The 19,667-nt window shown below is 73.0% G+C and carries 23 protein-coding genes and 1 tRNA gene; 5 read left to right on the plus strand and 19 right to left on the minus strand.

The features are described 5' to 3' along the window. The first annotated feature begins 103 nt into the window (after window positions 1-103). Window positions 104-1,132 (plus strand): LysR family transcriptional regulator, encoded by a 1,029-nt coding sequence (locus ACIQ87_RS14415; RefSeq protein ID WP_402405939.1) that lies wholly within the window; start codon window positions 104-106, stop codon window positions 1,130-1,132. Here ACIQ87_RS14415 and mug read toward each other — a convergent pair. The 3 genes from mug to ACIQ87_RS14430 form a co-directional block, all read right to left on the minus strand. Next, entirely contained in the window at window positions 1,072-1,632 is a 561-nt protein-coding gene (gene mug / locus ACIQ87_RS14420; RefSeq protein ID WP_402405941.1) for a G/U mismatch-specific DNA glycosylase, read from the minus strand. The genes ACIQ87_RS14415 and mug overlap by 61 nt on opposite strands. Further along, window positions 1,629-2,702 (minus strand): phosphatase PAP2 family protein, encoded by a 1,074-nt coding sequence (locus ACIQ87_RS14425; protein ID WP_402405942.1) that lies wholly within the window; start codon window positions 2,700-2,702, stop codon window positions 1,629-1,631. Before ACIQ87_RS14425 ends, mug begins: the two co-directional genes overlap by 4 nt. Before the next feature lie 188 nt (window positions 2,703-2,890). After that, window positions 2,891-4,054 carry an aminopeptidase P family protein gene (locus tag ACIQ87_RS14430; protein WP_402405943.1) on the minus strand — a complete coding sequence of 388 codons (1,164 nt, stop codon included), beginning with the start codon at window positions 4,052-4,054 and terminating at the stop codon, window positions 2,891-2,893. Between the two features lie 558 nt (window positions 4,055-4,612). On the opposite strand from ACIQ87_RS14430, the gene ACIQ87_RS14435 reads away from it, so the two are divergent. Further along, window positions 4,613-5,107 carry a hypothetical protein gene (locus tag ACIQ87_RS14435; RefSeq protein ID WP_402405945.1) on the plus strand — a complete coding sequence of 165 codons (495 nt, stop codon included), beginning with the start codon at window positions 4,613-4,615 and terminating at the stop codon, window positions 5,105-5,107. Window positions 5,108-5,237: 130 nt separating this feature from the next. Here the strand turns inward: ACIQ87_RS14435 and ACIQ87_RS14440 are convergent, their stop codons facing one another. Then, the gene (locus ACIQ87_RS14440; protein ID WP_049652087.1) at window positions 5,238-5,726 is read right to left on the minus strand and encodes a YajQ family cyclic di-GMP-binding protein; all 489 of its coding nucleotides are present in this window, start codon (window positions 5,724-5,726) and stop codon (window positions 5,238-5,240) included. Between the two features lie 220 nt (window positions 5,727-5,946). Between ACIQ87_RS14440 and ACIQ87_RS14445 the strand changes: the two genes are divergently transcribed. After that, a tRNA-Tyr gene (locus ACIQ87_RS14445) sits at window positions 5,947-6,027 on the plus strand. Between the two features lie 165 nt (window positions 6,028-6,192). Here the strand turns inward: ACIQ87_RS14445 and ACIQ87_RS14450 are convergent. The 15 genes from ACIQ87_RS14450 to ACIQ87_RS14520 form a co-directional block, all read right to left on the minus strand. Further along, complete coding sequence (locus ACIQ87_RS14450; protein ID WP_402405947.1) at window positions 6,193-7,581, minus strand: tyrosine-type recombinase/integrase; 1,389 nt, start codon at window positions 7,579-7,581, stop codon at window positions 6,193-6,195. Continuing rightward, window positions 7,581-7,766 carry an AlpA family transcriptional regulator gene (locus ACIQ87_RS14455; RefSeq protein ID WP_280675284.1) on the minus strand — a complete coding sequence of 62 codons (186 nt, stop codon included), beginning with the start codon at window positions 7,764-7,766 and terminating at the stop codon, window positions 7,581-7,583. The genes ACIQ87_RS14450 and ACIQ87_RS14455 overlap by 1 nt, the downstream gene beginning before the upstream one ends. Window positions 7,767-8,021: 255 nt before the next feature. After that, window positions 8,022-10,001 (minus strand): DUF3987 domain-containing protein, encoded by a 1,980-nt coding sequence (locus ACIQ87_RS14460; RefSeq protein WP_402405949.1) that lies wholly within the window; start codon window positions 9,999-10,001, stop codon window positions 8,022-8,024. 78 nt (window positions 10,002-10,079) lie between these two features. Beyond that, window positions 10,080-10,433 carry a hypothetical protein gene (locus ACIQ87_RS14465; RefSeq protein WP_402405951.1) on the minus strand — a complete coding sequence of 118 codons (354 nt, stop codon included), beginning with the start codon at window positions 10,431-10,433 and terminating at the stop codon, window positions 10,080-10,082. Then, complete coding sequence (locus tag ACIQ87_RS14470) at window positions 10,430-11,020, minus strand: hypothetical protein (protein ID WP_402405953.1); 591 nt, start codon at window positions 11,018-11,020, stop codon at window positions 10,430-10,432. Before ACIQ87_RS14470 ends, ACIQ87_RS14465 begins: the two co-directional genes overlap by 4 nt. 183 nt (window positions 11,021-11,203) lie before the next feature. Beyond that, window positions 11,204-11,518, minus strand: coding sequence for a hypothetical protein (locus ACIQ87_RS14475; RefSeq protein WP_402405954.1), 315 nt, complete (start codon window positions 11,516-11,518; stop codon window positions 11,204-11,206). A 236-nt stretch (window positions 11,519-11,754) separates the two neighbouring features. Continuing rightward, complete coding sequence (locus ACIQ87_RS14480; RefSeq protein ID WP_402405956.1) at window positions 11,755-11,916, minus strand: hypothetical protein; 162 nt, start codon at window positions 11,914-11,916, stop codon at window positions 11,755-11,757. A 109-nt stretch (window positions 11,917-12,025) separates the two neighbouring features. Next, entirely contained in the window at window positions 12,026-12,934 is a 909-nt protein-coding gene (locus ACIQ87_RS14485) for a hypothetical protein (protein ID WP_402405958.1), read from the minus strand. A gap of 5 nt (window positions 12,935-12,939) precedes the next feature. Next, window positions 12,940-13,347 (minus strand): hypothetical protein, encoded by a 408-nt coding sequence (locus tag ACIQ87_RS14490; protein WP_402405959.1) that lies wholly within the window; start codon window positions 13,345-13,347, stop codon window positions 12,940-12,942. Window positions 13,348-13,365: 18 nt separating this feature from the next. After that, a complete protein-coding gene (locus ACIQ87_RS14495) occupies window positions 13,366-14,400 on the minus strand; it encodes a hypothetical protein (protein ID WP_402405960.1) in 1,035 nt (344 codons plus the stop codon). A 145-nt stretch (window positions 14,401-14,545) separates the two neighbouring features. Then, a complete protein-coding gene (locus ACIQ87_RS14500; protein WP_402405962.1) occupies window positions 14,546-14,701 on the minus strand; it encodes a hypothetical protein in 156 nt (51 codons plus the stop codon). A gap of 64 nt (window positions 14,702-14,765) precedes the next feature. Beyond that, the gene (locus ACIQ87_RS14505) at window positions 14,766-16,043 is read right to left on the minus strand and encodes a hypothetical protein (RefSeq protein WP_402405963.1); all 1,278 of its coding nucleotides are present in this window, start codon (window positions 16,041-16,043) and stop codon (window positions 14,766-14,768) included. Beyond that, the gene (locus ACIQ87_RS14510; protein WP_402405965.1) at window positions 16,040-16,684 is read right to left on the minus strand and encodes a hypothetical protein; all 645 of its coding nucleotides are present in this window, start codon (window positions 16,682-16,684) and stop codon (window positions 16,040-16,042) included. Before ACIQ87_RS14510 ends, ACIQ87_RS14505 begins: the two co-directional genes overlap by 4 nt. Further along, window positions 16,681-17,319 carry a hypothetical protein gene (locus ACIQ87_RS14515; protein WP_402405967.1) on the minus strand — a complete coding sequence of 213 codons (639 nt, stop codon included), beginning with the start codon at window positions 17,317-17,319 and terminating at the stop codon, window positions 16,681-16,683. The genes ACIQ87_RS14510 and ACIQ87_RS14515 overlap by 4 nt, the downstream gene beginning before the upstream one ends. After that, entirely contained in the window at window positions 17,316-17,609 is a 294-nt protein-coding gene (locus ACIQ87_RS14520; protein ID WP_402405968.1) for a hypothetical protein, read from the minus strand. Before ACIQ87_RS14520 ends, ACIQ87_RS14515 begins: the two co-directional genes overlap by 4 nt. A gap of 508 nt (window positions 17,610-18,117) precedes the next feature. Here ACIQ87_RS14520 and ACIQ87_RS14525 point away from each other — a divergent pair. Then, a complete protein-coding gene (locus ACIQ87_RS14525) occupies window positions 18,118-18,966 on the plus strand; it encodes a GntR family transcriptional regulator (protein ID WP_402405970.1) in 849 nt (282 codons plus the stop codon). Then, window positions 18,963-19,661: an HAD family hydrolase gene (locus ACIQ87_RS14530; RefSeq protein ID WP_402405972.1), complete on the plus strand. Its 699-nt coding sequence runs from the start codon at window positions 18,963-18,965 to the stop codon at window positions 19,659-19,661. The genes ACIQ87_RS14525 and ACIQ87_RS14530 overlap by 4 nt, the downstream gene beginning before the upstream one ends. Window positions 19,662-19,667 lie beyond the last annotated feature (6 nt).

Raw genomic sequence — 19,667 nt, forward strand, 5'->3', positions numbered from 1 at the left:
TAGGAAGCGCGGGAGCGGCCGGGCAGAGGCTGCCGCCGATGGAACGGCGGCATCCATGAGCGGGATCGATGGATCGCCGGACGGTCGGGATAGGTTCGGGCGCATGACCGATCTCGCCCCGCACGAACTGCGGACCCTGGTCGCCGTCGAGGAGGAGCGGAGCTTCACGGCGGCCGCCGCACGCCTGGGCACCACCCAGTCCGCCGTCTCGCACACTGTGCGCGCCTGCGAGCGGAAGCTCGGCACGGTGCTCTTCGACCGTGGGCGCCACGGCGCACGCCCCACCGAGGGCGGCGCGCGGGCGGTGGCGTACGCCCGCCGGATCCTGCGGCTGCTGGACGCGATGGGCCCCGAGGTGCGCGGCGCGGGAGCGGCCGGGCCGCTGACCGGCACGCTGCGGATCGCCGCCTTCCGCAGTGCCGCCGCCCATCTGCTGCCGTCCGTCCTGGCCCGGCTGGCCGAGCGGCACCCCGGGCTCGGCACCCGTGTCCGGATCGTCCGGGAGATCGGCCGGGGCACCGCCGGGGAGGTCGCCGACGGGCGCGCCGACCTGGGGCTGGCCACGCTCGACCCGGGCGGCCCGCCGGCCGTCCCCGGTCTGGTCGCGGTGCCGCTGTACGAGGAGTCGTACGCGCTCGCGCACCCGCTGGGCCACCCGGCGCCGCGCGAGCTCCCGCTGGTCGACTGGGACGAGAACTGCGGTTCGTACACCCGGGACTGGTGGCGGCGGCAGGACTGGATCCCGCCCGCGACGGTGGACGTGGAGGACGACACGGTGGCCCTCTCGCTGGTCGCCCAGGGCCTCGGCATGGCGATCATGCCCCGGACCGCCCTGCTGGGCGCTCCGGCCGCCCTCGCCGTCACCGACCTCGGGCCGCGGCCGCCGAGCCGCTCCGTCGGGTACGTCACCACGCCCGAGCTCGCCGGGACGGCCGCCGTCCGGGCACTGATCCGCGAGCTGCGCGAACTGCCCTTGCCGGAAGGGCTGTCGGCGGCCCGGCCCCCGGCCGGTCGGGCCTCGACGGCTCAGCCGTCAGCGGCTCGGGCCGCCGAGGCCCGGCTGTCCGGGGCTCAGCCGTCGACGGCCTCGCGGAGCCTGCGGAACTCCTCGGCCAGTCCGTCCAGGGTGTAGTGGGCGTTGAGGCCGCTGGGGTTCGGCAGCACCCACACCTCGGTGTCCCCGATGCCCTCCGGCTGCCGCCCGAGCACGGCCCGGCGCTGCCCGAAGGCCGTCCGGTAGGCGCCGATGCCGAGCACGGCGAGGACTCGCGGGCGCAGCCGCAGCACCCGTTCGCGCAGCGCGGCGCCGCCCTCGCGCAGCTCCTCGGCGGTCAGTTCGTCCGCCTTGGCGGTGGTGCGCGGGGCGACGTTGGTGATGCCCAGGCCGAGTGCGAGCAACTCCTGCTGCTCGTCCGGGCGGTACTGGCGCGCGGTGAAGCCGGAGCGGTGCAGGGCGGGCCAGAAGCGGTTGCCCGGGCGGGCGAAGTGGTGCCCGGTGGCGCCGGACCACAGGCCCGGGTTGATGCCGCAGAACAGCACCCGCAGCCCGGGCCCGGAGACGTCCGGGATGGTGCCGTCCTTGGCGGCCTGCAGCTGCTCGGCGGTGGGCTTCGTCGGTGCGCTCGGGTTCACCCGGCCAAGTCTGCCCTGTCCTTGGCCGTGCTCTCGGTCGTGGCCGGAGCCGGAGCCGGAGCCGGAGCCGACGAGTAGGCCGCAGCCGAAGCCGAAACCGCGGTGACCGCCCGGCGGTTGTGCAGCCGGCGCAGTCCGAACACCACCACGGCCGCGTAGGCCCAGCCGACGAAGACGTCGATGATGAAGTGCTCCGCGCCGTAGACCAGGGTGAAGGTCATCGCGAGCGGGTAGGCGACCAGCACCGCGCGCAGCCAGCGCTTGGCGGTGGGCCAGAAGAAGAACAGCAGCATCGCCGGGTAGGCGGAGTGCAGCGAGGGCATCGCCGCGACGTCGTTGGCGAACTGACTGCCGTTCTCCAGCAGCGAGTCGGCCTGCGGCAGCCCGCTCACCGAGATCACCTCCCAGACCACCCGGGACAGGTGCGGCAGGTTGCCCTCCTGGGAGACCAGCCACGGCGGGTCGGCCGGGTAGAGGAGGTAGGTGGCGAAGCCGGCGAAGGTGAGCGTCAGGTAGGCGGCGAGCAGCTGCCGGAAGCGGTGGTGGGCACGCCGCCAGAGCACCGCGAGCAGCAGGAAGACGACGAAGAAGTGCGAGAGGTAGACGGCCACCGCGGCGTAGTCGTACCAGTGCGGAGAGCCGGGGGTGTAGAGGGCGTGCTGGAGCCGGACGGTCCAGGTCTCGCCGAAGCCGAGCACCTCGTCGAAACGCAGCTGAGGCAGCCAGTGCGGGGCCCACGGGGTGTGCGCGCCGTAGCCGCGCAGCAGCGAGTACGTCCACACCACGGCCATGACCGGGACCCAGTCGCGCAGGACCAGGAGGAAGCCGCGGGGGCCGTGACCGCTGTGCACGGCGGCGGTCAGCAGGGCGGCGATCAGCCAGAGGAACAGCACGTCGTTGGCCGCGGGGATGCCCTCGGTGCGCAGGAACCAGAGGAAGCACGTCAGGTAGAGCGGCCAGGCGAGCCACCGGAGTCTCGACCAGCCCGTCACGCGTGGGCGGGGCGGAGGCACCGGGCGCGGCTGCCCGGCCCGCACGTCGTGCGGGGCCGGGGGGAGGGTCTTGGTCATGCGCACCGAAACTAGCAACCCAAACTTGGAGGTCTCTGGGTGAAATATGACCGGTTCGTAAGAACGTCCGATCCGGTCGACACCCGGTTCGACGGATGGTTCGACGTTGGTTCGACAGGTGGTTCGACGAGCGGACGGGTGCCCGGGCCGAAACCCGGTCGGATCCGGTCAGGCATGGTCAGGAGTGGTCAGGCCACGATGCCCAACTCGTGCGGGGTGTTGTTGAAGCGGCGCCCGCCCGACGGGGTGACGGTGACGATGTCCTCGATCCGCACCCCGAACCGGCCGGGCAGGTAGATCCCGGGTTCGATCGAGAAGCACATGCCGGGCACCAGCGGCCGCTCCTCGCCCTCGACCAGGTACGGAGGCTCGTGCGTGGTGGTGCCGATGCCGTGGCCGGTGCGGTGGATGAAGTACTCGCCGTACCCGCCCTCGGTGATCACCCGGCGGGCGATCCGGTCGATTTCCTGGCACGGCACCCCGGGGCGGACCGCCTCGAAGGCGGTCTGCTGGGCCGACCGGACCAGCTCGTGCACCTTCCGCACCTCGTCCGGGACGTCCGGGCCGACGTGCACCGTCCGGGTGGTGTCGGAGCCGTAGCCGTCCTTGAGGCCGCCGAAGTCCAGCACCACGGTGTCACCCGTACGGATGACCCGGTCACCGGCCTCGTGGTGCGGGTTGGCGCCGTTCGGGCCGGAGCCGACCACGGTGAAGTCGACCTGGCTGTGCCCGTACTGGATGAGCAGCGCGGCGAGGTCGGCGGCCACGTCGGTCTCCCGGCGACCGGCGAAGGGGACCTCCAGGATGCCCCGGTAGGCGGCGTCCGCGGCGCCGCCGGCCGCGGCCAGACGGTCCACCTCCTCGGCGTCCTTGACGGCGCGCAGCATCGGCAGGCTGGCGGTGAGCGAGCTGAAGGAGACGCCGGGCAGCGCGGCCTGGAAGCCGAGCAGGTGCAGCGCCCAGGTGTTGTCGGAGACGCCGTACCGCCCGGCCGGGTCGAGCAGCGGGCCCGCGGTGGCGAACGGGTCCTCGCCGTCGGACCAGTCGAGCAGCCGGACGGCCGGGGCGCCGACCGCCTTCTCGGCGTCCGGACGCTCCAACTTGGGGACCACCAGGGCGGGTTCGCGTCCGGCGGTGAGGACGAGGGCGGTCAGCCGCTCGGTGACCGCGGTGGGCGTGTAGCCGCACAGGTAGGCCAGGTCCGGGCCGGGGGCGACGACCAGGCCGGCCAGCCCGGCGGCGGTCGCCTCGGCGGTGGCCCGGGCCATCCGGGCGGTGTGGTCCTCGACGGTGAAGGGACGGGGCACGACGGTTCCTCCTCGGGGGCCGGACGGGCTCGGCTGAGACGCCATCGGGTCGACTCCATCACTTCCGCGCCGAGTCGGCGAGGCCCTCGGGGAGGGACCGGCGCGATCCGGACGGCGGGCGGGCCGCCCCTCGGCGGGCCGGAGCGGCTCCGGCGGCCGCGCCGGGGCCCGGCGGGGCGCGCCGCGGGCCCGGCCGGGGGCGGGGGCGCGCGGCGGCAGGAGCACGAGGGCCGGGACGAGGCGGAGGAGGACGCGGGCCGGACCGCGGGTCAGACCGCGGAGCGCGGCGGCCGTGGCTGTGGCCGTGGTCGTGGTCGTCCGGTGCGGCGGGGGTGTGTCCGTGGAACGCATGCGGTCCTCCTGCGTACGGCCCGGACGGAAGCACCCGGCTGCGCGGGAGACAAGGGGAGGGGCCGGTGGAGGCCGTACCGGGCCAGTCCATCCGGGTGTCGCGGCCACCGCATGCCGCAGGCGCCCGAGCGGGTGACCGGAGAGGCGGCTTGAGCCGTCATGCGGCCCCGTAGTCTGCTCTACGGTCTCCGACCGGGCACGGAATCATAAATTCCGGGCCGACTGTCGGTGCGGTGGGACACCATGTCCGCCATGTCCTACGAACTCCAGGCGCTGATTGGAACATTGGAGCTGTTGACGGTGGCGTCGGCGGAGGTTCCGGCGGCCAGGGTGGTGCCGTTGGCGCAGGGGCTGGCGCTGCTCCCCGTCACCCCCGCCGTCCTCGCCGCGCTCCAGGGGGACGGCACCGCGCGCAGGCGCGCCGGCGGGGCCGGGTTCGGTTGGCACTCGGACGGCTTCGAGCTCCGGCTGGCCGCCTGGTCGAAGGCCGGCCCGATCGCCTGCGTCGAGGCGGACTACTTCGGCGGCAGCGGCACCCAGCGCGCCGCCGTCTGGGCGGACGGTGTGGTCGACCTCGGCCCGCTCACCATCGGCGAGTTCGAGGCGTCCCCGGCCGAGGGCACCCCGATCTCCCGCGCCCTCAGACGGCTCGGCGCGCACACCGAGGAGGGCCGGGTGGACGAGTTCGAGTCGGTCGGCCTGGGCCGGCACCGCACCACCGGCGGCTGGGCGGAGCCGACCGCCTGACCCGCCCCTGCCCGGCCGCCGGGACCGCCCCCACGCGGCCGCCGGGACCGCCCCGGTCACGCGAACGGCCCCGCTCCCGAACCCGGGAGCGGGGCCGCGCCGTCGTCCGTCGGACCGGCCGACCGGAGGGTCAGCGGTAGTTCACGTACTGGATCGCGAAGTCCAGATCCTTGCCCTTGAGCAGGGCCTGCACGGCCTGGAGGTCGTCGCGGCTCTTCGAGCTGACGCGCAGCTCGTCGCCCTGGACCTGCGCCTTGACGCCCTTCGGGCCCTCGTCACGGATGATCTTCGCGACCTTCTTCGCGTCCTCCGTGGTGATGCCCTCCTTGACGTTGGCGAAGATCTTGTACTCCTTGCCGGAGAGCTGGGGCTCGTTGGCGTCCAGAGCCTTCAGCGACAGGCCGCGCTTGACGAACTTGGTCTGGAGGATGTCGAGGACGGCGCGCACGCGCTCCTCGCCGTTCGCCTTCATCTCGATCTTCTCGCCGGAGCGGCTGATCTCGGCGCCCACGTTCTTGAAGTCGAAGCGCGTCGCGATCTCGCGGGAGGTCTGGTTGATCGCATTGTCGACCTCCTGCCACTCGACCTTCGAGACGATGTCGAAACTGGAGTCGGCCATGGGTATTGGTCTCCTTGATGCTCTGGTCTTCACTGGCACGGGTCCGCCCCGCCGGGGCGCCCGCAGGCCCAGCCTATCCAGCGCCACACCGGCCCCGCCCGTAGCAGGCACCCGAGACTCCTTGATCATCGTGTGATCTATCGAGTGGCGGAGCACCCCCCGGCATCGGGTATGGTTTACCAAGTCGAACGGGGCGAACACCCCGGGAAACGAAAATCCTGGCTGGTTGCCCGAGCGGCCAAAGGGAGCAGACTGTAAATCTGTCGCGCAAGCTACGCAGGTTCGAACCCTGCACCAGCCACAGGATAGAGAAACGGCCTCTGAGCTGCGGAAACGCAGATCAGAGGCCGTTTTCTTGTGCTCGAATACCAGTCACGCCGGATGGTCGTTTCGGGCGGTTTGTCTCACCTCGTTTCGCCTGAATCCCAGTCCTGACCAGCGGTTCCGGACCAGGCACGGACCAGGTTCAGCGGTTGCCCGGTGCGGCCCGCCGCTGGAGCCGCTCGGTGATGAGCCGGTTGGCGTGGTCCTCGTCGCCGTGGATGCACTTGGCGTAGACCCGGAGCAGGACGGCGATGCTGTGCCCCGCCCGCCGGGCGCACTCGGCCACCGGCACGCCGGAGGCCAGCCAGAGCGAGATCCCGGCGTGCCGGGCGTCGTACGGGCGCTTGGCGAGCGGCGTGGCCCGCTCCTCCTCGCTGAACACCTCCGCCCGCCCGGCGGCCCAGACGACGCCGTACCCGCTCTCCTGCACCATGCCGTTCCGGAAGGTCCGGAACAGCCGGCCGTCCGGCGCGGTGCCGTACTGCTCGATGTGCTCCCGCAGCAGCTTCACCAGCTCCGGCGGGATCGGGACCGGCCGGGTGGCCGACTCCGCCCGGTGCTTCAGGCCCCGCGGGTCGTGCGACGCCCCGCTGTCGGTCCAGGACGATCCGACGCGCGGGCTGTTCCCGTTGAGGTTGAGCTTCCCCCAGCCCTCCGCCGGCAGGACGCACCGGTCCTTGCGCAGGTGGACCACCTCGCCCGGACGCATGCCCGCGTAGTACATGCACCCGAAGAACGCCACCAGCCGCGGCCCGCGCCTCCCCTGCCGGCCGACCGCCTCCAGCATCGCGGCGGCCTGCTCCGGGCTCATGACGTACTCCGGGTCGACCTCCTCCTCGGTCCGGGGCGGCTGCCACTGCACCGACGGCAGCGGATTGGCGGCCAGCAGGCCGTCCTCGACGGCGCGGCCCAGGACGTGGTTCAGGATCCGGCGCTTCCGGAGCGTGGTCGAGGCGGCGGCCTTGGTGCCGTCGAGCTTCACCGAGAGGGCGGCGAGCAGGCGGCGGACCGTCCTCGGGTCCGCCAGCTCTGACACGTCCACGGAGTTCCGCGCCACCCAGGCCAAGGCCTTGGCGACGTCGGCCGGCGGCTCGTCGGTCCAACGGTTCACGTTGAAGGCCCAGCCGTACAGCGCGCGCCGCACGAGCGGCTTGTCCGGCATCCCGGTCTTGCTCTTGACCAGCTCGAACGTGACGCTGGCCAGGGCATCGGCCCACGTCGTCCGGGTCTTGGCCGGGGCGCCGTCCCAGCGGGCCTCGACGTAGTTCCGGCCGTGCTGGTACCAGGTGACGGAGTTCTGCTCCTCCTGGCGCTTGCGGAGCTCCGCGAGGGGGAGGCCGGTCTCGGTGTCGAAGGGCTGGTGGGAGGCCGCCGCGACGAGCAGTTCGGCCTTCCGGCCGTCCGCCTGGGTCTTGGTGAGGTAGGACTCGGAGAACTCCCGGCCGTTCACCGTCCACCGGACCATCCACGGCTTGCGGCGGTCCGGACGGTGGCGGTGGTCCCAGAAGGTGACCTTGTAGGAGGTGGGCATCAGGCGGCCACCTCGCAGGCGGCCAGCCAGGCGTCCAGGTCGGCCCGGTCGACCCGGACCTGCCCGTTGGGGAGCTTGATGAGGCGCGGAGCCTGGCCCCGGGCGCGCATCCGGTAGAAGGCGGCACGGGACATGCCGAGTTCGGCGAGCACGACGGGGAGCTTGAGCAGTTCGCGCTTGGGCATGGCGAAGTCTCCTGCTGGGGGTGGGGAGGGTGGCTGCGAAGTGTTGCGGGCCCTCTCGCGGGCGGCGATGGAGGGCGGAAGGCGTCAGGCATGTCAGGGGAACTCGCTGACCTGCCGATACGGCTCCTGATCGGGCGTCAGGGGTTGTCAGGGCTGTCAGGGGATCTCGGCTATCCCTGACAGCCCTGACGTGCCCTGACCGCTCGTCCGGCGGCGTATCGCCAGGTCAGGGCTTTGTCCTGACGTTCCTGACGGTTACGTGAGCGGGTTCGCGTCCGCGGGGGTGCTCAGGGCCGGGTGGACGCGGTAGGTGACAGCCTGAGGCCGGCCGCGTTGGCTGCTGGCAGGGGGCTGGTCGGTGCGGAGCCAGCCGTGCTGTTCGAGGAGGGCGAGCGCGGGTTCGACATCGACGACCTTCTTGAACCGCCGGGACGACGCGACGGCGTCGTGGGCCTTGATGTGGGTGCGGTGGGTGCCGTCCTTCTTCGGCCGCTGGAGCCACTGGAGGAGGGCGTGGGCGTCCTCGGTGGCGGGGTCAGCCGCGATGAGGTCGAAGACGGCGAGGGTGTGGGCGGTGTAGTACTCGGCGATCTCGGCGGCGCGGTCGACGGTGCCCGCCTCGACGGGCGCACGCCAGTCACCGCCGACTTGGTCGGCGAGGTGGAGGAGGACCGCGATGCGGGCGATGTGGCCGACGAGCTTGCCGGCCCAGTCCTTGATGTGGGCGAGCGGCTCGTCCGGGCGGAGCTGGACCTCGAACTTCTCCTGGAGCTTCTCTACGGCGAGGTCGGCGGCCTCGGTCATCGTGACGACGATCGGCTCGTCCAGGGCGGTGAGGGCTCGGAGGAGCGCGGACAGGCGGACGTCGTAGGTGGTGGCGACCGGTTCGGGGACGGGGGTGGTGCGGATCTTGCGGTAGCCGAGGTTGGACGGCGGGAGGGAGTACAGGAAGCGGGCGAGCAGGCCGCGGTCGCGGGCGCCGGGGGCGGCGCCGAGTTCCTGGAGGACGGCGGGCTGCGGGGTGACCCCGATGGTGAGCGCGGGCTTGTCGACGGTGGGCTGCTCGCGGGTGATCCGGTCGGCCTGGAGCCGCTCGCCCTTGTGGGCCTGGAGGAAGACTCCGAGGTTGGGCTTGCTGCTGTAGCGGCCGACGATGCTGTCGAAGAGGTCGCCCTCGGGGGAGAGCGCGGCCAGGCAGCGGTGGACGCCGAGCTGGTGGGTGACGGTCTCGGGGGTGATGTCCCCGGACAGGGTCAGCCGCGGGCTCGGCGGAACGACGATCTCGTCGGCCAGCATCCGGGCGCCGGAGATCTCGGCCACCAGGTGGGCGCGGTCGAGGTCCGGGTTCTTGCGGGCCTTGGCCATGAGCGCCTCGACCTCAGCGAGCGCGGTCTCCTTGGCGGTCTCGGCCTCGATGATCCGGGCCCGGGCCTCGGCCCGCAGCTCGTCCTCGATCCGGTAGACGGGGCCGGTCATGAACGCGAACACGTCGGACTTGCGGCTGGCCGGCGGCATCGCGCACACCAGGTAGAGGTTCGACTGCTCGCGCCAGCCGGGCCGGATCTCCACGTTCACCCGGCCGCCGGCGGCGGTGGACAGCGCGGCCAGGGACATGGTGGCGGCCATGTCGGCCGGGGTCTGGGTGAACTCCGCCACCGCCTCCACGTACGCGCCCACCCATCCGGGCAGGGCCTTGACGGGGAACGTGGGCAGGGCGCCGTGCGAGCCGAGCGGAACGGGGTCGAGCCAGGTCTCGCCGGAGGCGAGGTCCGCGAGGGCGGCGAGCGCGGCGGTGCGGACGGCGTCGAGGTCGGTCTGGTCGTCGCCGGCCATGTGGGCGAGGCGGCTGGTGGCGGTGTTGATACGGCGGCGCTCGGCGGCCACACGCACGATCTCGGCGTAGTACTCGCCGTTCGCGGCGGTGGGAGTGGCCTGGATGCAGGTGTGCAGGTAGCCGGGCCCGCCGATGCGGCCCAGGTCGCCCTGGCCGCGCAGGACTTCGGCCAGCAGCATCGGGTCGACCGGCCGCTCGCCGCTGGCCGCCATGCGGGTGATGGCGCGCCAGACCGTCTCGTGTGCGAGGTGGTAGAACACGCCCGGGTCGCCGAGCTGGGCGGCGAGCGCGGGGATCTGGGCGGGGTCGAGCAGGGCGGCGCCGATGACGGCCTGCTCGGCGGCCTTGACTTCGGAGGGCTCGGGCCGGAACGGGATCACGGCGGCGTACTCGGTGCTCACTGTGGGCTCCTTTCGTGAGGAGCGGGCGGCCCGAGCCCCGGCGGGGCCTTCGGGCGCGGACCGCCCGAAGGGGGCAGGTCAGTCGAAGAGGGCGTCCGGCTCGACGGCCGGGGCGGCGGTGGCGTGCTGAGCCTTGACGGCGCGGAGGGTGGCGTCGTGGCAGTGCCGGCACCAGGCGGCCAGCGCCTGGTTGGGCAGCGCGGCGGCCTGGTGCGGGGGCAGCAGCAGCGCGGCGGGGTCGGCCGGGGCGGCGAGCAGGCGCACCCAGCCCCGGCCCTGCTTGGCCTGGTAGGTGCCGTGAACGGCGGGGCAGCGCCCGCCGTCCTTGTCGTGGGTCTTCCCGCAGGTTCCCCGGCACTGGCAGCGGCCGGCCGCTGCCGCGAGGACGGCCCGCCACAGGTCGGCGCAGGCCAGCGGCGGGACCCGGGTCACTTCGCCCTGCCCAGCAGCTCGGTGACGAGCGGGGCGAGGTTGCGGTTGGCGTGCTCGGCCAGGGCCGCGACGACGGCCTTGGCCTCGTTGGTGAGCGTGCGGCCGGGCCGGGCCGTGGTGGGGGCGGCGAGGATGGTGGCGGGGATCGGCAGGAGCACGGAGGCGGTCACCAGGACAGCGGGGCGGTCGGCGCGCTCCGGGGTGACCAGCGCGGGCCACGACTCGCCGGGGCGGGACCACGGGGCGCGCTCCCAGTCCAGCGGGTACCTGGTGGGCAGGTTGGCGAGCGCGTTGTGCCGCAGGCCGACCTTCGCGCAGAACTGAACGCCGCCGTCGTGGTCGACGTACACCTCGACCCGGTCGATGTCGGGCCGGACGGCCGCGTAGGCCGGGGCCATGACGGGGCTGGTGGCGGTGCGCCACGCGGCGGCGGCGAACTCGACCTGGCGGAGCGGCTCGCCATCCTCGTGGAACAGGTCGGCGTGGTGGGCGATGTAGGCGCCGTAGCGGGAGTGGCCGTCGCTGGCGTCCCGCCGGTCGGCGAGGTTATCCACGATGACGAGCGTGGAGTGGTCGAACTGGGGCATGCTGGGTCCCATCTCTGATGAGGGATGCACGGCCCCGCACCAACCGCCTGTCTTGGCGGATCGATGGTTGGTGGGGGGCTTCGTGCTGTGCGGGAGCGGTCTGCCGGTCCCCCGCGCCGTCCGGGCCCCGGCCGCTGGCTGCGGCGGTGGTCCCGGGCGGCACGGCCGGTCGGGCAGGCCGGGTCAGTGCTCGTCGGCGTACTGGGGCTCGCAGGTGCCGTTGCAGTCGTAGTAGCCGCAGCCGCCGCATTCGGGGCAGTCCCCGTAGTCGACGACGACCACGTCCTGGGCCTCGTTGTCCCAGACCTCGTCCTCGTAACCGGTGCCGGAGCCTCGGCAGCCCTCGCACAGCTCGGTGTGGCCGGGCGTCGGTCCGGTGGCCTCGTCCTTCTCGGCGTGGCGCTGTTCGTCGGCGAGGTCGAGGGCGATCTCGTGCGCCTTCTCCTCCTCGCGGGTCGGGTAGTCGGCGAAGTCGCACATGTCGAAGTCGTCGTCCATGGTGGGCCTTTCAGGCTTCCGGGGCGTGGGCGTGCGCTGGCTGGTGCGGGCGCGCAGGGTGAGCAGGGGACGTGGTCGGCGGGCGGCAGAGAGCCGTACGTGACGTAGACCTGGGCGAGGCCGTGTGGCAGGCGCCAGGACGGAGACGGGAGGCAGTCCGGGCCGCCGGTGCCGGAGCCCCCGTCAGCCCCCGTCGGCGGGCGCTGACGGGGGCTCCGGTGGAGCGGGGCGTGGGGTCAGCTCTGGGGGACGCCGTGGCGGTGCTCCCACTCCCGGATGCAGCTGCGGACGATGCCCTGGGTCACGGGGTCGGGGTCGTCCTGGTGCTGCTTGATGGCGGCGCACAGCTCCTCGGTGGTGAACTCCGGGACGGTCTTGTCGGGCCAGCGGTCGGTCATGGCAGGTGCCTCTCGTGGTAGTGGATCAGGCGGCGCTGGTGCGGCCGACGATGATCGTTCGGGCGGGGTTGTCGGGGTCGGTGCGCATGACGAACCCCTCTTGGGTGGACTACTGCTGGGCGTTGTTGTGGTTGTTGTTGTTGCTCTGACCTGCGACAACAACGCCTTCAGGGGTGCTGTCGGAGGGGGAGGGGAGCGGGGGGACGTCGTCGTGGTGGATGCCGGGCACGCTGATGCCCTCGATGCGGACCCCTCCTCGGACCCCGATGCCGGCCTCGTGGAGGAGGGCGCGGACGGCCTTCCCGGACCGCTTCCAGAGGGGGTGTGCGGCGGCGAGATGGGCGGTCACGGCGGTGAGGGCGACGTGGGTGCCGCCGGCCCCCAGGAGGGCCACCGCGTGGCGGGCGTCGGCGGGGGTTGGGTCGGCCGCCTTGGGGGTCTCCTGGCGGTCCTTCTCGGCGGGCTCCTCCTCGGTGGCCTCGGTGGCGGGGGGCGCCGGCTGGTCCTGGTCCTCCTGGTCGGCCTCGGCCGGGGTGGTCTTGTCGGGGGTGGGGGCGTGGATTAGGGCGGCTATCCACCACGCTCCGATCAGGAGGCCGATGCCGGGCTCGATGAGGGGGCGGGCGAGGGACCAGACCAGCGGTCCTCCGACGATCAGGACCAGGGCGGCGGCACCGGCGGCGTCACCCGCCCGGCTCCGCTTCTCCTTGCGGGAGGCCTTGGCCAGCTCCAGCTCGACCTGGCGGGCCGCGACCGCGGCGGCTTCCCGGGCCTGGAGCATCGCGGGGCGCTTGGCGGGGTCGGCCTCCGCGAGCTTCTTCTTGAACGCGGCCTCGGCGTCCTTCGCGGCCTGGGCGTCGAGCTCGGCCTGCCGGGTCTGGAGCTCGGCGGCCTCGGCGCGGCGCTCGCGCTGGGGGGCCGTCAGCTTGCGGATGAGGACGGGCGTGCCGGTGGCCAGGCCGGTGAACGGCCACAGGAGGGTCGGGATCAGCTTCTCGGTCGGGAAGATCTTTTCCATGGTCATCACTTCACGAACGAGGTGAGCAGGCCGCTGAAGATCGAGGCGGGCAGGGCCCAGAGGCCACCGGCGGCCGCGTAGAGGCTGGGGGCGACGGCCCCGCAGATCGCGTCCTTCCAGGGGCGGGCCTTGAACCCGAACACCACAATGGTCAGGAGGCCGGCGGTCGCGCCGGTCTTCCATTCCCCCAGCGCCGCGTTGTCCTGGAACGAGGTGCTGAGCTGCTGGCCGATGCCCGCGAGCTGCTGGAAGGCCTCGCCGGCGTTCGCGGCCAGGAGCCCGATGCCGAACGACCAGTACGGGACGTGCTCGTCCGCCACGTTGATCTTGTTCTTGCCGCGCACACCGGCGTAGAGGTAGACGGTGGTCAGGGTCGCGGCGCCGCCGGTGCCCAGCGCAATGAGGCTGCTCATGGTGTGTATCTCCTTGGGTCAGAAGAGGGGGAGGGCGGCGAAGAGCGGGGCGATGCCGGTGGCGACGGCGAGGCCCGAGGCGACCGGGATGCGCGCGGCGATCAGGATCAGGAGGGGCCCGGGGCGGCAGACCTCGCTCACGCGCAGGCGGCCCCGGTCACGCAGGTGCAGGTCGAGGGCCCAGCCGGCACCGGCCAGCAGCAGGCCGACGAAGGGCCCGCCCGGCGTGATCAGCTCGACCAGGCCGGTCGCGTAGCCGCCGACCGCGCTGATGGCGGTGAGGACGCACCAGCGGCGGAAGCGGCGGGTGCGGTCGGAGGACCCGGCCGTGGCACGGGCGGCCTTGCGGTACTGGCGGCGGGCCCGGACCTTGGCCTCGCGCTGGTCGGCGAGCCTCTGCTGACGGTGGCGCAGGTCGCGCTGGGCAGGGGTCTCCCCGGCCGCGGCGCGGGCGGCGTCCTCCCGGACGCGAGCGCGCTGCTTCTCCAGCTCGCGCTGGGCCTCCAGGCGGGCGGCCCGGCCCTCCGGGGTCTCGGAGAGCCGGTCGGCGAGGAGGTCGACCAGGCCGACGAGGTCGTCTCGGTGGCCGGGCGTACTGGGGGTGAGGATGTCCTCGGTGCGGTGGCGAGCCGAGCGCTCCTGGGCGGTCTCCCCGACCGCGCCGAGCGCCGCGTCCATCCGGGCCCGCTGGCCCGCGAGCATCTCCTCGTACTCGACCTGCTGACGGGCGGTGCGCTGGGCCTCGGTCTCGGTGAGGAGTTGGCCGATCTGTTCTCCCACCTGGGAGGCGATGGCCGTGGCCTGCTCGGCGAAGAGCCTGCCGGCCGGGGCCCAGAAGGCCTCGGCGGCAGCCTCCATCGAGGGCGGTCCGGCGGGGGTGGCGGCGATCGGGATCGGGGTGTGGACGGTGGTGTCCGGCAGACCCGGGGTCGGGGGCTGAGCCGGAGGGGGGACGACGGGGCCGGACTTGCGCCACCACTCGGCCACGGGCTCGGGGCCGGGGGCGGGCATGCCGGCGGTGGGCGGCTCGGACGGCGGCGGGGGGATCGTCATCGGTCCCACCCGCCCCGGCGGATGAGCTCGCGGATGCACAGGGCGGCGATCACGGCGTCGACCACCAGGAACAGCAGGCACAGCGTGTAGGCCATGGAGTCTTCCTTGGGCGAGGGGCCCGGCCGGAGCCGGGCCCGAGGGGTGGTCAGGAGGAGCGCCACCAGGAGCGGGGGGCCGGGGCGGAGTGCCAGGCCGTGGTGCTCTTGCTGGTGCGGAGGCTGTCGATCTGGCGCTGGACCTCGCGGTCGGCGCGGCGGACGGCGGCGGCCCTGCGCTGCTGGCTTCGGCGGAAGAGCTGCATCACGCGCTCCCTCAGCGGTCGGTGACGGGCTTGTCGAGGTCGTGGCGGGTGTCGGCGCCGGTGGTCACTGTGCGTTCTCCTTGCCGGGGCGGTTGCGCTCGGCCTCGACGGCGGCGCGCAGGCGGACGGCGGTCTCGTTGCGGCAGCCGAGTAGCGTGCGGACCTTGCGGGTCGACAGTTCCTCGCCGTCGGCGGCGAGGTCGGCGGCCAGCACGCGCACCCGGGCGAGGTCGGCCGGGTCGAGGGGCCGTTCCCCGGCCGGGGCGGAAGCGTTCCCGCCGTCCTCGGCCGGGGGTTCCTCGCGGGGCTCTTCGGGCTTCGGTACGGGTACGCCCGACCCGTTTCCGTAAAGGGCTTCGAGCGCTTCCGTCGTGATCGGGGAAGCGTTCCGGAGCGCGTCGGGAACGGTGTCGAGGTAGACGCCGTCGGACGGTCCGGAGGGCAGTGGGAGGGTGAGGGTGGGGAACGGGTCGTCGGGCATTCCCGGCCACAGGTCGGCCGGTGCCGGCAGCGCGCTCAGCTCCGCCACCCGGGCCCTCGCGTTGAGCCGCTGGGCCAGCAGCTCGGCCGTCAGCCCGGGGACGGTGACGCCGTGGACGTACTCCCATGCGATCCGCCACGCCTCGTCCGGCGACAACGCTCCGTAGGCGGCGGCGGACAGCAGCCGGTCCGCGACGGCCCGCACCTTCGGGTGGTGCTCGGCCCGGCGGCGGGCGTGCTCGGCCCGCTCCTTCGCCGTCTTCTTCTCGGCGGTGGTCGGGCCGCGGCCGCCGTGGGTCTGGAGGTCGGTCAGCCAGACGGCGCCGACGCTGGACAGCGCGAGGACGAACGCCACCCAGTGGTGGTGCGGGTACTGCGTCCAGCCGTGGGCGAAGTTGATCCCGGCGGCAACAGCACCGGCGGCCCAGGCGCCGAGGCGGTAGGTGTGGGTGGAGCGCTCGCCCTCGGCCTGGGCCCCCATGGCGACCAGCGCCCATGCGCCGCCCTCCAGCATCGCGGCCAGCAGCACCGCGAGCAGCAGCATCACGTTCGCGTGGTCGAGCGCGGTGACCTGGGAGACCACGGCCGGCACGATCGAGCACGCCTGCACCAAGCGGACGAACGCCCTCGCCGGGTTCGCCGTCACCCAGCCGGTCACCCGGCCGAACCGCGCGGCCCGCGCCGCCCGCCGCCGCTCCCGAGCCTGCTCGGCGGCGCGCTGGTCGGCCTGGCGCCGCTGGCGGGCCGCCTCGGCGTCCATCCGCTTCTGCTCGCGCTCCTCGCGCCGGTCCGCCCGGTCCTCGGCCCGGACGGCCTGCTGGTCGGCGCGCCGCTCGGCGCGGAAGTCGTTCAGCCCGCTCACCGCTGCCACACCGCCTTCGGGGAGAGGCCGGCGGCTTCGGCGGCCTGCCCGGCGGTCAGCCGCCCGCGCCGGTCCAGGGCTTCGGCGAGGGCCATCACCCGGTCCCAGAGCGTGTCGAGGAGGGCGTCGGTGTGGTCGTGCAGCGCGGCCAGGTCCCGGCACGGGTCGTCGGAGGCCCCGAAGGTGAGGTCCTTGCCGAAGGCCTCGCGGACGGCCCGGTAGATCTCGCGGCGGTCGCCGAGGGCTCCCGCTTCGGCCGCCCAGCCCCGGGTGGCGGTCCACCGGCCGGTCTCGCGCAGCCACCGGTCCTGGGCTCGCTCGCCGACGGCGAACATGACCAGGCCGCCGGCGAGCGGGACCGAGAAGCCGTTGGTGACGTCGACCTCGGCGGTGTTGCCGCCGTTCAGGGCCGCGCGCAGGTCGTCCCGCATGGCGACGCCCTTGAACGGGATGCCGAGGTGGAGCATGACCGCGACGTGGCCGGCCTCGTGCACCGAGATGGCCTGCCGCAGCAGGTCGTCCGGCAGGGCGAGGACCTCGAACAGCGGCGTCGCGGCGGTCGTCGTCGGCTTGGCGTTGCGGGTGGTCAGACCGGTCTCGGCGTCGAAGTGCCAGCCGGTGCTGCTCAGGGTGTCGCTCACCGCTGCCACCCCCGCTCCGGGGAGAAGCCGGCGGCCTCGGCGGCCTGCTCCTCCGTCAGCCGCCCGCGCTGGGTCAGGGTGGCGGTGAGGGCCGTCACCCGGTCCCACAGCGTGTCGAGCAGGGCGTCCGCCTGGTCGTGGAGGGCGGCCAGGTCCCGGCTCGGGTCGTCGCTGACGCCGTAGGTGAGGCCGTTGGGGTGCAGGCGGCGGGCGTACTCGGCGATGGCGTCCCGGTCGCCCTCGGCGAGGATCTCGACCACCCACGCGCGCGCCGGGGTCCACAGGCCGGCCTCGCGCAGCCACCGGTCCTCGGCCCGCTCACCGGCGGCGGCGAACAGCATGACGTCGGCGGCCGGTGCGGTGAGGACGCCGGGGACCTCGATACGACCGCTGGGCGTGTCCGGGCCGTGGCCGAGGTCGTCGTCGACCGCCACGACCGTGAACCGCATGCCGAGGTGCAGCGCGAGGACCGCGTGGCCGGCCTCGTGGACCGCGATCTCCTCGCGCAGCAGCGCGTCCGGCAGGTCGAGGATGCGGTACGTGGTCGTGTGGAGGGCCACCGTCGGCATGGGGTGACGGGTGACCATGCCGAACGCGGGGTCCCGGTGCCAGGTCGAGCCGATGATGGTGGTCACGCCGCCACCTGCTCGGCGCCGGCGGTGCGGTGGATGACGGCCGGGCGCCGCAGCGGCACCGGCGCCATGCTCAGCAGGCGCTCGGCGTAGGCGGCCAGCACCGGGTCCTCCCGGCGCAGGTCCGCCACGATGTCCGACGCGGCGTCCATCCGGGCCTCGCGCTCGACCGTGCTCTCACCGGGTACACCGGTGAACAGCCGGGTGAACTCCGAGTCCGTGGCGAGACCGAGCGCCAGCTCGGCGAACTCGTCCTCGTCCAAGGCCAGCTGGCCTGCAACAATCGTCCTCACGGGGCTACCTCCTCTCTCGTAGGGGTGGGCCCGAGGGCCGCCGCGCGTTTCCTTGGCCGGGAGCACGGCGGCCCAACTCATGCGGGCCCAGCTACTCGTGGTGCACGAGTAGCCATGGCCGCGGCCCAACCGCGAGCGGAAGGGCCGGGCCAAAGTCACTCGTTCACAGCTCGGGCCCCGCCCGCCGAAGCGGAGCAGGGCCCGAAGTGCCGTCCTCTTGGGGAGCGTGCTCCCGTTCAGGCGTGGACGGCGCGCCTTTCGGCTGCCCTCCGGACTGCCAAGGCGCCGGGTGCCTCGGCCCGATCTATCCCGGGCCCCTTCGCCCCAGACCCGGCAGTAGCCGGCCATTCATGGGCGCATTTGTGCAGGTCAGAGCAGCCCAAAGAAGGCCCCTCTGTGTCGCCCCTGTCTCACTCGGTGCGACATGCTCAACATAGAGAACCTGCTTAAGCAGGTCAAGAGAGTTGGGTTTCTCGCTCGTGTTGGACACCTCCTCTAGCATGGGTTCATGGCCCTGGATCCGAATGACCCCCGTCCTCCGTATCAGCAGGTCAAAGGCTCATTGCGGGCCTCGATCCTCACGAAGCAGCCGGGCTTCCAGCCTGGCGACAAACTTCCCTCAGGCCCTGCGTTGGCGAAGCACTTCGGCGTGGCGCGCGGCACGGTGGACAGGGCGCTCGACGAACTTCGCACCGAGGAGCTGATCGTGACCCGCCAGGGGAGCGGCTCGTTCGTGCGGGAGCGCACCTCTCGGCCGGTCGGGCTTCGGCCTCACCTTGAAGCGGCCTTCGAGCAGCAGCAGGTGACCCTCGACTTCGCCGGGTTCTCCAGCGAAACGCTGCACAACGCGCTGCAGGAGCCACTCGACAAGGTCCGCTCCGGCCGGTTCGCGCCCGAGTCGATCACGGTCCGGCTGCTGCTGCCGGACACCACGGCGCCGATGGCCGTGCCGGTCCTGGTCGACGGATTGCAGGACGAGGTCGCCCTTCGGGAGCGGGCGCGGAACATCGCCCTGACGAACGCCGGCGGCATCGCGCACTCGGTGGAGATGCTGGCCGAGCTGGGCCTCGTCCAGAAGGCGACTGTCCAGGTCAAAGTCCATCGGGCATCCAGCCTGTTCAAGCTGTACATCCTGAACCGGACGGAGGCGTTCTTCGGCTTCTACCCGCTCCGCGAGCGCACCGTGACGATCAACGACGACGCCCACACCTTCTACGACGTGACCGGCAAGGACACCACCCTGTTCCACCACGTCGCCGGGCCGGACGACGCTTCGCTCGGATCGCAGTACGTCCAGCAGGCCCAGATGTGGTTCGACAGCGTGTGGGGCACGATTGCGTACGAGCGGCAGTCATGACCGCCACCCCTCAGCAACTCGCTGACGTGCTGCGGCCGGTGAAGCACATCCTCCTCGACTTCGACGGCCCGGTCTGCTCGGTCTTCGCCGGCCTCCCCGCCCCGGAGGTTGCGCGCCGACTCCGTGAGGGCCTGCTTGCCGCGGGCGAGCAGGCCCCGGCCGGGGCCGAGGAGGAGAGCGACCCGCTCGCCCTGCTCCGGCTGGTCGCGGACGCCCGGCCCGATCTCACGGCGAGCGCGGATGCTGCGCTGGCCGCGCTGGAGACCGAAGCGGTCCGGTTGGCCCGACCGACCCTGGGCGGAGAATCGGTTCTCCGTGCCTGCACCGGCTCCGGCCGCCTGGTCTCCGTGGTTAGCAACAACGCGGGCGCGGCTATCGAGACCTACCTCGCCGAGCGCGGCCTTGGTGGCTACGTGGCTGGCGTCTTCGGACGCGCCCCGGGCGACCCATCGTCCATGAAGCCGAACCCGCGCCTCCTGCTCGACGCGATGGAGGCTACAGGCGTCGGTCCGGAGCACTGCGTCTTCATCGGTGACGCGGTCCGCGACGTTGAGGCTGGGGAAGCGGCTGGTGTTCCCACGATCGGCTACGCGAACAAGCCCGGAAAGGATGCGAAGCTGGCCGCAGTCGGGGCCGTGGTGGTCGTGAAATCCATGGATCTCATCGCTGACGCGCTGGTCGCTCACGCCGAATAAGAAACC

Source organism: Kitasatospora sp. NPDC096204 (assembly GCF_044763205.1).
Lineage (GTDB): Bacteria > Actinomycetota > Actinomycetes > Streptomycetales > Streptomycetaceae > Kitasatospora.